Here is a 14,447-nt window from a genome sequence, read left to right as displayed (position 1 = left end):
TGATAATTGTACCTCGCGGAGACTCCCCCTCACCCGGATCGCATCTTCGATGCGATCCGACCTCTCCCCGCAAGCGGGGCGAGGTGAAGCTACCCCGCCGCGCGGCGCGGCATCGCGTTGTTGTCCGGCTCGGAGGGCGGCGGGAGCTGCATCAGGATGGTCTGGCCCATCGAGGCGATCTCGATGCCTTCCTCCTGGAAGCGCCGCTTCATGCGGCGGTTGAACTCGCGCTGCACCGACCAGCGGCCGCTGTCGGTGCAGCGGATCTGGCCGACGATGGTCACCACCGAGCCGTCGACCTTGTCGACGCCCCACAATTCGAGGTCGCCGCGGATAAATGCACGATACGCGGTCTCCTGACGCATCTGCGCGACGATGTCCTTCAGCACCTCACCGGCGCGGTCGGTATCTTCCTTGTAGGACACGTTGACACTGACAGCGGCATTGCCCGCGCCGCGGCTGGAATTGGTGATCGTCGTCACCGCGCTGAACGGCACGACATGCACCGAGCCGTCGCCGGCACGCAGCCGCATGGTGCGGATCGAGACGTTCTCGACCACGCCCGAGAGGCCCGACACCGTGACGGTGTCGCCGACCTGCACGGTGTTCTCGATCAGGAGGAACAGCCCGGTGATCAGGTCCTGCACCAGCTTCTGCGAACCGAAGCCGATCGCGATGCCGACGATGCCGGCGCCGGCGAGCAGCGGCGCGACATTGACCCCGATCTCGCTGAGCGCGGTGAGCCCGACCACCGCGACGATCATGCAGAACAGCGCAGTGCGCAGCATCGGCTGGAAGGTGCGCAACCGCGCGGCGCGGGCGTAATGCCCCTCGCGCGACAGCGTGTCGATCTGCCGGTCCATCAGCGCGTTGGCGACCTCCCAGATCACCGCCGCGGCGAGCGCCGCGATGCCGATCGTCACCAGCGCCGAGATCAGGCGGGAGCCGATCTGGCCGCCATAGAACCAGACGATGGCGTCGACACCCCAGACCTCGAGCAGCGCGACGAAGCCGATCAGCGCGATCACCGTCGTGACCACCTTGCGCAGCAGCGGCAGATAGCGGTTGGCGCGGGTCTCCAGCCCCGGGAAGCGCTGGATCAGCTCCGGGCTGATGCGGAAGCCGCGGTCGATCAGGCTGAGTACCACCATGGTGACGAGACGCGTGACCAGCAGCACCGCGATGGTGCCGACGAAATATTGCAGCAGCAGCGAATAGCCGTTGCGGATGTTGAGCGCCCACACCGCCCACAGCGCGAGATCGAGCGCGATCGCCAGCACATGCCAGAGCGCCGCGAGCCGGTTGCGCGTCCGCGCCGCAAGGCCGGTGCGATCGGCCGGTGCGCGGATGAATTCGGCGACCTGGCGGCGGCACTGCAGGATGATGACGACGACGAAGAGATGCACGACCAGCATCACCAGCCGGATCAGCGCGGCATAGCCGGCGCGATGCAGCCCGAGCAGCAGCGCGACATTGGCGAAGGCGATGCCGGAGACGCCGACGGCAACGATGCGCCGCGCCCAGATCTCGATATAGGCCGCGGTCTCGGCCCGAACACGAAACAGACCGAACGGCCCTGCCAGCGCGCGCACCGCGCAGATCAGGACGCGCGAGAACACATAGGCATTGACGACGGCGAGGATCACGAGCCGCGTGGTCGACTGGTCGCCGATCTCGGTGCCGAGCAGCGCGGTGGCGATGCCGCCGAACACCACCACCGGCAGCAATTCGAGCAGCAGGCGGCCGAGCACGAAGGGCAGCCGGACCAGCGACTGCCAGGCGCGCGCCAAGCTGAGCCGGCGCCGATGCGACTCAGGCGTCGGCGTGACGTCGGCAACCGACGACGGCGGATCGGCGCTGGCTAGCACCGGCACCGGAACGCGCGCGGTCTGCGGCAGCCGCGCTTCGAGGAACGCGACCGGCCGCTTGATCAGGCGGAACACCACCCATTCGGCAACGAGCGCGCAGCCGAACACCAGCGCCAGCTTCCAGGCGATATCGATCAGGAGGCCATAGGCGTCCGGATCGTTGGCGGTACGCACGAACCAGTAATAGAACGCCGGGAAATGCGTCAGCGTGCGCGCGACGTCGGCAACCTCGCGCGACATCTCGCCGACCTGTTCCGACACCATCAGCAGGAGCTGCGCGCCTAGACTGTCGGCCGTGAGCGGGATTGGCGAATGTTGCTCGGGCGCCGGCTCCGCAGCCGCGGGCTGGGCAGCAGCCTGCGGCGAAGCCTTGGCGATGGCGCGCAGCGTGTTGATGATCTCGCCGCGCTTCTTGTCGTCCTGCAACGTCTCGAGCGCGCGCTTCGCCTGCTCCGGCGTCAGTGCATCACTGGTACTGGGTTGCGGCGGCGCCGGCTTGGCGGCCGGCTGCGCAAGCGCGGGAGAGACGAACAGGGTGAGGACGAGAAGGATCGCAAAACGAAATGTGTGCGACACGAGGGCCTCTTATTAAAAGTCATTGCGCGACGGCCCATCCCTGCAAGGAATCAGCTCTCGCGCTCGCGCCATGTCGGATCGCCCCTTTTCGCCCCGATGATGTGTCGGAAGTTTGCCGCTGTGGCGGCCATGTTTTGGCATTTGCCGCAACACAAACGTCACAAGTGTTGAGCGGCGTTTACGCATCCAGCGCGTTCCCGGCTGCGCCGGCCGATCGACGCACCACACGCCAGGGCTGAGGCGGAACAATCTTTCGCTTGACGCCGGCCGATCGCCATGATGTTCTCATTTTGTTCTTTGGTTCCGATTGCGTTTCGAGGTGTTCATGCACGACGTGTTCAGCGACGACGGTCCGGTCCGGCTCTTCATTCATGATGACGACCAAACGCCGCTGGAATTCATGCGCAACCTGCTGCGCACGGTATTCGGCAAATCCCGGAAGGAAGCGATTGCCGTCACCGCGCGAATCGAGGCCCAGGACGGATTCGCATGCGGCGCCTATCCCGCGACGGTGGCCAAGGCACTGCTGGAGTCCGCCCAACAGCTGATCCGCAGCAACGGGCATCCATTGCTGATCACCGCGTCAGCCGCCGACGCGGCCCGGCCGTGCGATCTCTGTGGCGCGCTGGAGCCCGTGACCGACGTGTTTCTCATCCGCCGGAATGTCTGCCTGTGCGGCAACTGCCTGATCGCCGCACGGGCAAGCTCGGAAAATCTGCCGAGCGAGGAGTTCAGATATGCCTTCATGGCGCTCGATTGGCATTTTGCCGGAACGCCGCGCAACCAGATCATGACCCGGTCGCGGCAATTTCCCCGTCACATGCGAGCGGACGTTCAGATCGCGATCGACAAATTGTTCGATGCGCCGATCCATTTCTTCGGCATTCATGAGCAACACCGCTATGAGACCCTCGCGATTGCCTCGCTGATGGAGAACAGCCGCAACGCACCGCCAATCGCGCCGCCGCAGTATCACGACGTCGACGTTGGCGAGCCCGAGTCGGTGAAATGCCTGACCAACGGCTTGTGGCTATGCCAGACCGAAGAGCTGCGCTATGCGGTGCTGCTCAGCTACCATCGTGATTATCAGACCGAGCCGGGCTTGCGGATCGAACTCGCGGTGCCCGCAGGCGCCGCCGGAAACGCGTTGGTGCAGCGGACCTTTGCGGAGCTGGAAGCGGCCGTGCATGCGGCGCGATCCTATCGCGGCAAGATCCTGTCGCCGGAAGATGCCGCCGACTATCGCGGCCGCGCGCGCGGCGTGACCGTGCATCGTCTGCCGACGGTCGCGCGCGATGACGTGATCCTACCGGAACGGACGCTGCGGCTGCTCGACCGCAACGTGCTCGACTTCGTCGACAGCCGCGATCTGCTGCGCAAGCTCGGCCAGTCGACCCGCAAGGGCATCCTGCTCTACGGCCCGTCCGGCACCGGCAAGACCCACACCATTCGCTATCTCGCCACCAATCTGCCTGGCCACACCACGCTGATCATCACCGCCGAACAGGTCGGACTGCTCGGCGCCTATATGAGCCTCGCACGGCTGCTGCAGCCGACCATAGTGGTGATCGAGGACGTCGATTTGATCGCGCGCGATCGCGAGGACATGGGCGGACCGTGCGAGGAATCCCTGCTCAACAAGCTGCTCAACGAGATGGACGGCCTGAAGGAGGATTGCGACATCCTGTTCGTGCTGACCACCAACCGCCCCGAAGAACTGGAAGGCGCGCTCGCCGGCCGGCCCGGCCGCATCGACCAGGCGATCGAAGTGCCGCTGCCCGACGAGACCGGCCGCGGCAAGCTGATCCGGCTCTACGGCCGTGGCCTGCCGCTCGAACCGCCCGTCATCGATGCAGCGGTGCAGCGCACCGCCGGCGTCAGCGCTGCCTTCATCAAGGAGCTGATGCGCCGTATCGCCCAGGCGAGCATCGCGCGCGGAGAAGGCCGGGATGTCACCGCTGAAGACATCGACGGCGCGCTGAACGAGATGCTGTTCGACGGCGGCCGGCTCAACGTGAAGCTGCTCGGCGGCGCGCAGGGAATGAGCGTGGGGTGATGGCCGGTCAACGCGCCAAACGAGACGGCAACAGCAACTCGCGCTCGCCGGCCGCGACACGCGCGAGTTCGTCCGACATCCGCGCCAGCACGCGCTCCCAGGCCTGCGGCTTGTCCTGGCGGAACAGCCGCATGGTCGGATACCAGGGCGTGTCGGCGCGGTCGCGCAGCCAGCGCCAATCGAGCGCATAGGGACACAGCATCCAGACCGGGCGGCCCAGCGCCCCGGCGAGATGCGCCACCGAGGTGTCGACGGCAATGACGAGATCGAGCGCGCAGACCGCCGCCGCGGTGTCGGCGAAATCGCCGAGCGTCGGCGCGAGGTCGACGATATCGGGACCGAGACGCCGCAGCACCGGAGCATCGTCGGGCCGCGGCTCCTTCTGCAGGCTGTAGAGCTGGACGCCAGGTGCGACCAGCCGCGGCAGCACGGCGGCCGCCGGCAGCGAGCGTTGGCAGTCGCCCTTGTGCCTGGGATTGCCGGCCCAGACCACGCCGACCTTCAACGCGGACACGCCGCTGAGCGCCTCGCGCCAGCGCGCCAGCTTGGCCGCATCCGCCCGCAAATAGGATGTCGCCGCGGGAATGGTCTCGACGGTGGTGCGGAAGATCCGCGGCAGGCTGAGCAGCGGCAATTACAGGTCGAACGGCGGCAACGACTCGCCGCGCGCGAACACCACGACGCCGGGCAGCATCGGCCGCAGCAGCGCGATCAGCGCCGGCTGCACCTGCAAAAGGATTCGTCCGCCCTTGCCGACCAGCATCGGCACATAGCGGACGAAATTGATGGCATCGCCGAGCCCGTATTCGGCGAACAGCAGCAGCGTGCGTCCCGCCAGCGGCTCGCCCTGCCACTCCGGCTCGTCGAACACCGGATCGCCTTCACTGAGCATCTTGGTCTTGCGGCGCCACTGATACTCCTCAAAACCCTCCTCGAACTCGCCGTTCATCAGCAGGAAATGCGCGTGGTTGTAATGCGCCAGCGGCTGATCCGGATCGAGCGCGATGGCCCGGCGCGAGGCTACCAGCGCGGCATCGATCTTGCCGGCATTGCGCAGCGCGACCGCAAGATTGGCATGGCCCTTTGCGTAATTGGGTTCAATCTCGATGGCGCGCCGATGCGCGGCGACCGCGGCCTCCACCAGATTCTGCGCCTCGAAGATGATCCCGAGATTGGTGTGCACGGCGGCATAGTCCGGCTTGAGCGCCAGCGCGAACTCGGCGCAGGCGATGGCCTCGTCGGCTTGCCCAAGCTCGAACAGGCAGGCGCCGAGATTGTTGAGGATGACGTGATCGGACTGATCACGGGCCGAGACCTGCCGGTAGATGCGGACCGCCTCGTCGCGCTCACCGAGTTCGTGCAGCACCATGGCAAGCAGGCGCTTCGGCGCGAGGTTGCCGGGCTCGAGCGCCGTCGCACGGCGGTAGTGCAGGATCGCGTCCTCGAGCCGGCCGAGGCGATAGAGCGCCGCGCCAAGGCCGCAATGCAGCCCGGGATTGTCGGGATCGGTGCCGAGCCCGCGGCGATAGGCGGTGGCGGCGGCATCGTGCTTCTTCTGATCGGCCAGCGCATTGCCGAGATTGAGCCAGACGCCGCGATAGGCCGGATCGCGCGCGATCACCTCGCGATAGGCCTGCTCCGCCTCGACCGGCCGCTGCTGCCCGGCCAAGGCAACGGCGAGGTTGAACCGCGCGCGCGTCAGACCGGGATCGAGCGCGATCGCGCGGCGAAACGCCGCCTCGGCCTCGTCGAACCGCGACAGATCGCACAACGCCACGCCGAGCTTGATGTGCAGGCCGGCATCCTTCGGCCGCAGCGTCACGCCGCGTTGGAACGCCGCCACCGCGCCTTCATGCTCGCCCTTCACGGCGAGCGCATCGCCGAGCGTGCCGAACGCCGGTCCATGCTGCGGATCGAGGCTGAACACCCGGTTCAGAAGCACCGCGCCTTCCGCGGCGCGATCGGTCACGAAGGCGATGACGGCGGACAGGTGCAGCGCTGGAACGTGGTCGGGATCGGCGCTGAGGATGTCGCCGCACAGCGTGCCGGCCTCCGTCGCGCGGCCCGCGCCATAGTGCGCCACCGCATCCAGCAACATCCGATCAATCGCCACCTTGCCCACGATACCGCCCCCGCCTTCAAGACCCCGATGGGGATTAAACGCGCGGCGCCACCAAATCCGGCACGCGAATGTCAGATCGCGGCCTGCCGTTCTCGCCCCCCTTGACGCCCCGCCCATCATGTAACATATGAAGTTACATGATACGCGATAGCCGCCTGTCCAGCGTCCTGCATGGCCTGCTCCACATGATCGGAGCGGGCGAGCCGGTCACGTCGGAGCAACTCGCCCAGGCGATGGCCACCAACCCGGTGGTGGTGCGCCGCGTGATGGCGGGCCTGCGCGAGCAAGGCCTGATCCGCTCCGAGAAGGGCCACGGCGGCGGCTGGACGCTGGCGCGCGATCCCGCCGACATCACGCTCGCCGACATCTATCGCGCGGTCGCGCGCCGACGATCGTTGCGATGGGCCACCGCTCGGAAAACCCCGGCTGCCTGGTCGAACAGGCAGTCAACGACGCGCTCGGCGACACCTTTCGCGAGGTCGAAGCACTCTTCCTGAAACGTCTCGGCGCAGTGACGCTCGACGCGCTCGCGAAGGATTTCAAGCGCCGCCTCGCCAAACATAAACAGAGCCTCGAGGACCAGATTCATGCAGTCAAGTGAGCCGGCGAAACCGTTGCCGTACAACGATCCCGCGCACTGGGACAAGATGGTCACCGCCTATGAGGCGCAGTCGCAGCCGTTCACGACGCTGTTCGCCGACGCCGCGGTCGCAACGCTCCCGATCGGCCCATCATCGAAAGTGCTCGACGTTGCGACCGGCACGGGTGCCGCGGCGCTTGCTGCCGCCCGCACCGGCGCTGCGGTCACCGCGATCGACTTCTCCTCCGGAATGGTGGCACGGGTCCGCGCGCATGGCGTGGCGAATATCGAGGCACGGCAGATGGACGGCCAGGCGCTCGATCTGCCCGATGCCGCCTTCGATGCGGCGGTATCGGTGTTCGGCGTCATGCTGTTTCCGGACTGGCGCGCCGGCCTGCGCGAGATGGCGCGGGTGACGCGACCAGGCGGATCGGCTTCGATTGCGGTCTGGAAAAGCGCTGACGGCGCCGCCGTGCATCTCTTGCTGTCGCAGATCATCCGGCGGCTCTATCCCGACACTGTCACGCCGATGCCCTGCACGGGCCTCGCCGAGCTCGCCGATCCCACCCGCCTCGCCACTGCGGTGATCGCCGCCGGCTTCTCCGATCCTGACGTCACCGAGATCACCCACGATTTCAAACTCAATGTCGCCAATCCCGGCGGCATCGACAAGCTGTTCGAGTTCATGCCGCATTGGAGCGGGCTCGATGCGGACCGGAGCGCGGCAGTCGCGCGCGCTTTCCGCGACGAGATCGAGCGACGCCGGGTTGGCGACATCTTTTCGATTCCGTCCACCGCGCTGATCGCGACGGCGCTGCGTTAGCAATGACCGACCTCTCGTGCGCTGCATGAGAGTGATCTGCCGCGCGACCGATTGATCGCGACAGCGTCGCAGGCTTCCGTCTTCTCAAATTGTGCAATGACGTAGCGGTCCGGCAACGGCGCGTTACAAAAGCTCGCGCGCGCGGCGATTCCGCAGCGTGCTTGCCGAGCCGCGTATTACAATAACCCCCGTACTTTTTGAATGTGCGCAGATCCCGCCGCGGATCGGCGCGACGGGGGATTACCTTGTTGCCGATTGCAAACCTCGCGCGGACCAGTTTCCGCCTCGCCGTCTCGCGTCTAGCATCCAACCTTCGCAACGGGCTGCCGTCGACGGCGATGGCGCGATGCGCGGCTTGCGGCCTAGGACTGATCGCCGCCGCGCTGTTCGGCTCGGTCGCTTCGGCCACCGCGCCGGCGCCGGCGGTGGCCTCGATCTCGCCGACATCCGGTCCCGCTGCCGGCGGCACCACCGTCGTCATCGCAGGCGGCAGTTTCAGGACCGCGACCGCGGTGCATTTCGGCGCCGTCAATGCGACGAGCTTCGTCATCGATTCGAACGAGCAGATCACCGCCGTCGCGCCGGCCGGGACCGGCACGGTGGACGTCACCGTGAGCAACCCGGGCGGGACATCAATCACATCTCCCGCGGACCGGTTCACCTACACAGCATCCGCACCGACGGTGACGTCGATCTCGCCCGGTTCGGGGCCTTCCGCGGGCGGCACCTCGGTCACCGTTACCGGCACCGGCTTCACCGGCGCCAGCGCGGTGAAATTCGGCGCGACCAATGCGGCGAGTTTCACGGTCGATTCGGCGACATCGATCACCGCGGTCTCGCCCGCCGGCAGCGGCACCGTCGATATCGCCGTGACGACAGCGGCCGGAACGTCAGCGACATCAGCCGCAGACCGTTTCAGCTTCGCGGTGGCAACGACTGAGATCGCGCTGATCTCGTCGCAGAACCCGAGCAGTTTTGGCCAGTCGGTGACCTTCACCGCCAAGGTGACCGCCCCCAGCGACACGCCGGCCGGCACGGTGACCTTCAGCGACAATGGTTCGCCGATCGGCACTGCAGCGCTCGCTGCGGGCACCGCGACGTTCTCGATCGCGACGCTGACGATCGGCAGCCACACCATCACGGCAAGCTTTGCCGGCAACGGCTCGTTCAACGCCAGCACGTCGGCCGCGCTGGCGCAGAGCGTCGGCGTGCCGGCCGACAGCGTGAAGCTGCGGGCGTTGCAGATCGACCTCACCAAGGTTGTGGCGCAGAATTCGGGCCAGGCGATCTCGGGCGCGATCGACGGCGCGATCTCGGAAGGGTTCAACGACGGCGGCAGTTTCATGACGCCGAGCGGTGCCGGCATGCGCTTCAACTTCGCGGCCGACCCGGAAAATGACGCGGCGCAGGCCGATGCGGGCAATCGCAGCGGCTACGCTTCCGATCGTAATTCCAGTGCGTCCGGACGCAGCGGCGGCAACTCCCGGATCGACAATGCATTTGCGGCAATCGATCGGCAGATGCCGACCAAAGCGAAGCCGAAAACCACCCGCGAAACGCGCGACTGGCTGTTCTGGATCGATGTCAGGGGCAGCGGCATCGACCGCTGGTCGTCGCCGACCTCGCCTGCTGTCGGCACGTCAGGCTCGTCGATCTACGGCAACCAGCTCAACGCGCTAGTGGGTCTGACCTACAAGGCAGCGCCAAATCTTCTGATCGGCGCCGTCGCCGGCTATGAGACGTTCAACTATACGGCGCAGGACATCAACGGAAAGCTCACCGGCGATGGCTGGACCGCGGGCACCTATCTCGGCTGGATGATCGCGCCGGCGCTGCGTTACGACGCCGCCGTAACCTACTCCCAGATCGGCTACAATGGCGTGGCCGGAACGGCGCAGGGCAATTTCAACGGCGACCGCTGGATGTTCGCAACCGGGCTGACCGGCAGCTACAAGGTGAGCAACCTGCTGATCGAGCCGTCCGGGCGCCTCTACACGCTGTGGGAGCATGAGAACGCCTATGTCGACACGCTCGGCACGCTGCAGACCGCGCGGGACTTCGTCACCGGCCGCGCGTCCGGCGGTGCCAAGCTGAGCTATCCGCTGGCAACAACCGACGGCGCAATGCTCGCGCCCTATCTCGGCGTCTATGGCGACTATTATTTCAGCAGGGACGACGCAGCGGCGCTCGGCGTGAGCGGCATTCCGGTCAACCCGACGCTGGTGCTCGAGGGCTGGTCGGCCCGCGTCACCGGCGGGCTGAACGCGAGGCTCGCGGGCGGCACCATGCTCGGCCTCGGGGCGGAGTATGGCGGGCTCGGCGGCACCGCCCGGATCTGGACGTTCTCGGCCAGGGCGCGCGTGCCGTTCAACTGATCGAAGACGGCGCCCGACCTGCGCTAGCGCTTGTCGTCGCTCTGCTTGTCCGTGTCACTCGGCGGCTGCAGGCCAGGACTGTTGGCCCAGCGGTCGAGTTCCTCGATAACCCGCCGGTGGCTCGGCCGTAGCTTGGACGGACCACCGGGCTCTTGCGAAAGTTTGCGGGGCAGCTTGACCTGTTCTGGCATGGCTAGGCTCCAGAGCTGGGCAGTACGCACGATACAGGCAGCGATCGCTACGCACGCGATTTCAGAAGGTCCCGAATCTCGGTGAGCAGTTCCTGCTCTTTGGTCGGCTTCGGCGGCTCGGCCGGCGCCGCAGGTGCTTCGCGCTTGAGCTGGTTCATGAGGCGCACCACGATAAACAGCACGAAGGCGACGATCAGGAAGTTCAGCGTCAGGGTCAGGAAGTTGCCCCAGGCCAGCACTGCGCCCTGCTTCTTGGCATCGGCCAGGTTCGTTGCCGTCACCGACTTCGACAGCGCGGTGAAGTAATTGGAGAAGTCGAGACCGCCGCTGGCCGCGCCGATGATCGGCATGATGATATCGGCCACCATCGACGAGACGATCGCGCCGAAGGCCGCGCCGATGATCACGCCGACGGCGAGATCAACAACGTTGCCCTTCATGGCGAATTCCCTGAATTCCTTCAGCATGTGATCTCCTGTTCGAAAAGGTGTAGGACGGCCTGGCGACTGGATCACCGGCCGAAAACAAAGGTAACGAAAATTACTGGCGATCTGCCGGCTTCGCCGGCGCTGCGACCGGCTGCACGGGAGCGGCTTGCTCCCACGGCGCTGGCAGGATGACCCGTGCCGGCGGCAGGGTCTGCGAAGCGCGCTGCACATTCGCACTTGCCGGCTGCAGCGCGTCGCCGGAATTATCCGCACGGGCGATGGCGATCGTGATGCCGAGCGCCAATGCTGCGAACCCAAGTGCTGCACCGATCGAAGCGGCAGCAACGCCGGTCCGCGGCCTGTTCGGGATGGCAAGATGAGATGAGGTCATCGCAACTGCTCCTCACGCAATACACATCGTTCGGAGCCGTGCAGGACGCGAGGCCTTGCACGGCTCAGGGAAGGCCGGTCGTCAGGTCTTGATGTCGGCCGGCAGCTTGCCGCCATTGGCGGCGAGCTTGGCCATCACCTGCTGATGCAGCCAGACATTCATGGTGGCGGTGTTGTTGGTATCGCCGGTGTAGTGCAGCTCCTTGGCGAGCTCCTTGCGCGCCGCAAGGCTGCTGTCGAGACCAAGCGCCTTCATCAAGTCGACGATCGAGGTGCGCCAGTCGAGCTTCTCGCCGGTGGCGGCGGCCGCCTTGTCGACGATCGCCGCGACGTCGACGGTTTGCGCCGCCGGCGTGCCGGGCGCCGCCGACGCGGGGGCTGACGATGTTGATGTCGATGCCGGTGCTGCGCCGGGGGCAGCCGTCGTTGTGGTCTCAGCCGTCTTGGCCTGGGCGCCATGGCCGAAGATTGCACCCATGATGCTTCCAAAAATGCTCATGCTCTCTCACTCCGTGCGCCCGAGACCCTTGGTCCCGCGGCTGGTTCCGGTGACGGAGCGAACGATAGGCAGGCCATTGGCCTAGCGGAAGATGACCATCGTCACTATCGGAGTGTGGAACGGCGTGGTGCAGTCGGGGATCGTGCGGTCAGGCACCGCACGTCGCGCGCGTTTCATCGTACGCCCCACGTGCGATGAAGTCAGCCGTCCCGGCCCGATTCGCCAGCCCCGAGAAGTCGGGACGGCTGACACCAACGCGCGTCGCGCATCTTGAGCTAAAGCTGGCGGCGGCGGATGGTCTGGGCGAGCTCGACAAAGCTTTCCGCGATGCCGACGCCGGTCTTGGCGCTGACCGATTTCACGCTCGAACGGGCGAGCGACTTGGCGAGCTCGGCTATCGCGCCCGCGCTGCCCACAGCTTCCGGCAGGTCGATCTTGTTCAACAGCGCCCGGTAGGGCCGGCCCGGAAATCGCTCCTCGAAACCGCGAACCAACTCGACCATGCGGGTCACCGTCTGCGGCCGCGTGACGTCGGAGACGATGATCGCGGCGGATGCGCCGGTGACATAGACGGTGTCGTAAATCTGCGTGCCGAAATCGCCGTCGGTATCCCACAGCACGAGGCGCATCGGATCGCTGCCGTCCGCCGGCACCACGTCGTGGCTCAGGATCTCGACGCCCAGCGTCGATTTGTACTGGCCCTCGAACCGGTTGTAGATCAGCCGATAGAGGATCGACGTCTTGCCGACCCCCATATCGCCGAGCAGCATGACTTTTGCGGTGAGCATCAGCGGGCCACTTCGCCTCGATAGACGGTCTCGAACGCGACGCGGCGGTTGCCACCGACGGTGGTGTCGAGCCGGTCGGTGATCGGCATCGTCGCGGCGCGCGACACCAGGATCAGCCGCGACGGATCGACCCCGAGCGCGGTCAGCCTGCGCTGGACCTGCTCCGCCCGCTTGCGCCCCAGCGTCTTGTTGGTGCCTTCCGTGCCGCTCTGATCGGCATAGCCGACGATCCGCAGCCTGAGATCGTTGTTCGCAAGCAGTTCGGCAAGCTCGCGAAGGTGCTGTTCGGCCTGATCGTTGTCGAGGAATTCGTCTGAATTGTTGACGAAGAAGATCGCGGTCGAGGCGATGAAGCGGTCGAGCCGCGCCGCCGGGCCGTCGGCCACGGATTGCAGCTTGGTGTATTGCTCACCGAGCTTCGCGTACTGCTCGCCGAGCTTGTCGTATTGCTCGGTCAGCCCGGCATATCTCTGGTCGCCCGACTTCGCCTGTGCGTTCATCGCCTCGCGCATCTGGTCGAGGCTCGCCTGCAGCCGCGTCAGGCTCTGCTGCAAGCCTGCGATGCCGGCCTGCGCTGCCGCCGCCTGCTCCGGCGTAGCTACCTGCCCGATGCGGTTGGCGATCCTGTACGGTGCCGCGGCCGCAGCAAGCGCATCGATCACCGGCGCCGTCTCGAGCTCGCCCGGTTCGATGCCCGAGACCACCACGCTTGCCTTGCCGTGATCGAAGTCGAGCCGCAGCGGGAACGTCGCCAGCAGAGGCTGCTTTGCGGCGAGCTGCTCCAGCGCCGCATGGGTCCGCCGCTCCAAAAGGCTGCGCGACACCGAGGTCGCGGCAAGCCAGAGCAACAGCGCCAACACAGCGGCGAGCACCGCGAACAGGATCACCTTGCCGCGCCGGCTCGCGATCCGCCGCGGCGCGTCGTCGGTTTCGATCGCGGCTGCGAGCGAGGCGAGCATCGGGCCATCGCAATCCGCGCCGCGGTCGATGCGCTCGATCGCGTCGAAAAACAGCAAATTGATCCGGGCATTGTCGGCGGGACGCAGCGGTCCCAGGCACTCCGCCGCCAGGATGAAGCGGGGCGAGGCACGCAGCGCGAGCTGCCGGCCGCCGAAATCGAGGGTCTGCAGATTGCCTTCGCCGGCCAGCGCCTGCACGGAGAATTCCAGGATCGCCGCAACCATCGCGCTGAGCAGGTCGGCGCGTTCGTCGGCGGTCGCCTCGCGCTTCCAGTCGGCGATCAGGCGGCCGTTGCCACGCTCGATGATCAGGAGCCGATTGATCTGCGGCGGGCGATCGGCGAGCACGAACTCGCTGATCGGACGTCCCGTCACCAGCGACTTGACGCGCCCGACCCACAGCTGCGCCGAGGTCAGCGCATTGATGCGCTGCTCGAGCGAAGCCACCAGTTCCCGGAACGCATTCGCGACCGCGGCGCTGACCAGCCGGCCGACGATCGGATAGAGCGCCTCGATCATCTGCTCGCGCGAATTCTTGATCTCGCTGCGGATTGCGGAGACCACGACCGGCGCGATCGCGGTGGCGAGCTCGCGCGGCCGGTTGACCTCGGCGCGCTCCAGCGCCTCGACCAGAATGCCGGCGGTCGCCGTCTCCAGCCGATCGGCATTGCCGACATAGCGCTGCAGCGAGTCGAGGTCAGCCTCGAGCGACGTCAGACGCGTCGCCTCGGGCTGAAACAGCAATGTCTTGAGCTGCTCGATCTCGCGATTCTGGCCGGCAGCAGCTGCCAT

The 14,447-nt window shown here is 66.5% G+C and carries 11 protein-coding genes and 1 pseudogene; 4 read left to right on the top strand and 8 right to left on the bottom strand.

Going from position 1 to position 14,447, the window contains the following annotated elements:
- Positions 1 to 89 precede the first annotated feature (89 nt).
- On the bottom strand, positions 90 to 2,444 hold the full coding sequence (locus tag AKN84_RS06970) for a mechanosensitive ion channel domain-containing protein (protein WP_050419986.1): 2,355 nt from the start codon (positions 2,442 to 2,444) through the stop codon (positions 90 to 92).
- Positions 2,445 to 2,769: 325 nt separating this feature from the next.
- Here AKN84_RS06970 and AKN84_RS06965 point away from each other — a divergent pair, with 325 nt between their 5' ends.
- Positions 2,770 to 4,500 carry an ATP-dependent Clp protease adaptor ClpS gene (locus AKN84_RS06965; protein ID WP_050420016.1) on the top strand — a complete coding sequence of 577 codons (1,731 nt, stop codon included), beginning with the start codon at positions 2,770 to 2,772 and terminating at the stop codon, positions 4,498 to 4,500.
- Positions 4,501 to 4,507: 7 nt separating this feature from the next.
- Here the strand turns inward: AKN84_RS06965 and AKN84_RS06960 are convergent.
- Positions 4,508 to 6,598: pseudogene (locus tag AKN84_RS06960) on the bottom strand (tetratricopeptide repeat protein).
- A gap of 161 nt (positions 6,599 to 6,759) precedes the next feature.
- Between AKN84_RS06960 and AKN84_RS06955 the strand changes: the two are divergent.
- From AKN84_RS06955 to AKN84_RS06945, 3 genes are all read left to right on the top strand, one after another.
- Entirely contained in the window at positions 6,760 to 7,119 is a 360-nt protein-coding gene (locus AKN84_RS06955; protein WP_244484967.1) for an Rrf2 family transcriptional regulator, read from the top strand.
- A gap of 90 nt (positions 7,120 to 7,209) precedes the next feature.
- Positions 7,210 to 8,025 carry a class I SAM-dependent methyltransferase gene (locus AKN84_RS06950; protein ID WP_244484966.1) on the top strand — a complete coding sequence of 272 codons (816 nt, stop codon included), beginning with the start codon at positions 7,210 to 7,212 and terminating at the stop codon, positions 8,023 to 8,025.
- Between the two features lie 248 nt (positions 8,026 to 8,273).
- The gene (locus tag AKN84_RS06945) at positions 8,274 to 10,400 is read left to right on the top strand and encodes an IPT/TIG domain-containing protein (protein ID WP_244484965.1); all 2,127 of its coding nucleotides are present in this window, start codon (positions 8,274 to 8,276) and stop codon (positions 10,398 to 10,400) included.
- Between the two features lie 23 nt (positions 10,401 to 10,423).
- Here the strand turns inward: AKN84_RS06945 and AKN84_RS47980 are convergent, their stop codons facing one another.
- The 6 genes from AKN84_RS47980 to AKN84_RS06915 all read right to left on the bottom strand — a co-directional run bounded on the left by AKN84_RS47980 (position 10,424) and on the right by AKN84_RS06915 (position 14,447).
- Positions 10,424 to 10,591, bottom strand: coding sequence for a hypothetical protein (locus AKN84_RS47980; RefSeq protein ID WP_167351838.1), 168 nt, complete (start codon positions 10,589 to 10,591; stop codon positions 10,424 to 10,426).
- Positions 10,592 to 10,638: 47 nt separating this feature from the next.
- Positions 10,639 to 11,058 (bottom strand): large conductance mechanosensitive channel protein MscL, encoded by a 420-nt coding sequence (gene mscL, locus AKN84_RS06935; RefSeq protein ID WP_050419983.1) that lies wholly within the window; start codon positions 11,056 to 11,058, stop codon positions 10,639 to 10,641.
- Positions 11,059 to 11,131: 73 nt separating this feature from the next.
- Complete coding sequence (locus AKN84_RS06930) at positions 11,132 to 11,410, bottom strand: hypothetical protein (RefSeq protein WP_128970505.1); 279 nt, start codon at positions 11,408 to 11,410, stop codon at positions 11,132 to 11,134.
- 81 nt (positions 11,411 to 11,491) lie between these two features.
- Positions 11,492 to 11,908, bottom strand: coding sequence for a DUF3597 domain-containing protein (locus AKN84_RS06925; RefSeq protein WP_050419981.1), 417 nt, complete (start codon positions 11,906 to 11,908; stop codon positions 11,492 to 11,494).
- Between the two features lie 275 nt (positions 11,909 to 12,183).
- Entirely contained in the window at positions 12,184 to 12,696 is a 513-nt protein-coding gene (locus tag AKN84_RS06920) for a Rab family GTPase (RefSeq protein WP_050419980.1), read from the bottom strand.
- Positions 12,696 to 14,447 carry an OmpA family protein gene (locus AKN84_RS06915; protein ID WP_050419979.1) on the bottom strand — a complete coding sequence of 584 codons (1,752 nt, stop codon included), beginning with the start codon at positions 14,445 to 14,447 and terminating at the stop codon, positions 12,696 to 12,698. Before AKN84_RS06915 ends, AKN84_RS06920 begins: the two co-directional genes overlap by 1 nt.

The organism is Bradyrhizobium tropiciagri (assembly GCF_001189845.1).
Classification (GTDB): Bacteria; Pseudomonadota; Alphaproteobacteria; order Rhizobiales; family Xanthobacteraceae; genus Bradyrhizobium; species Bradyrhizobium tropiciagri.
This window is presented reverse-complemented; position numbering and strand designations above follow the sequence as displayed.

What these genes read in the sequence shown, in the direction of transcription:
- AKN84_RS06965 (WP_050420016.1), top strand. Translation starts at nt 2,770, where the DNA reads ATGCACGACGTGTTCAGCGACGACGGTCCGGTCCGGCTCTTCATTCAT.
- AKN84_RS06955 (WP_244484967.1), top strand. Translation starts at nt 6,760, where the DNA reads ATGATACGCGATAGCCGCCTGTCCAGCGTCCTGCATGGCCTGCTCCAC.
- AKN84_RS06950 (WP_244484966.1), top strand. Translation starts at nt 7,210, where the DNA reads ATGCAGTCAAGTGAGCCGGCGAAACCGTTGCCGTACAACGATCCCGCG.
- AKN84_RS47980 (WP_167351838.1), bottom strand. Translation starts at nt 10,591, where the DNA reads ATGCCAGAACAGGTCAAGCTGCCCCGCAAACTTTCGCAAGAGCCCGGT.
- mscL (WP_050419983.1), bottom strand. Translation starts at nt 11,058, where the DNA reads ATGCTGAAGGAATTCAGGGAATTCGCCATGAAGGGCAACGTTGTTGAT.
- AKN84_RS06930 (WP_128970505.1), bottom strand. Translation starts at nt 11,410, where the DNA reads ATGACCTCATCTCATCTTGCCATCCCGAACAGGCCGCGGACCGGCGTT.
- AKN84_RS06925 (WP_050419981.1), bottom strand. Translation starts at nt 11,908, where the DNA reads ATGAGCATTTTTGGAAGCATCATGGGTGCAATCTTCGGCCATGGCGCC.
- AKN84_RS06920 (WP_050419980.1), bottom strand. Translation starts at nt 12,696, where the DNA reads ATGCTCACCGCAAAAGTCATGCTGCTCGGCGATATGGGGGTCGGCAAG.
- AKN84_RS06915 (WP_050419979.1), bottom strand. Translation starts at nt 14,447, where the DNA reads ATGGCAGCTGCTGCCGGCCAGAATCGCGAGATCGAGCAGCTCAAGACA.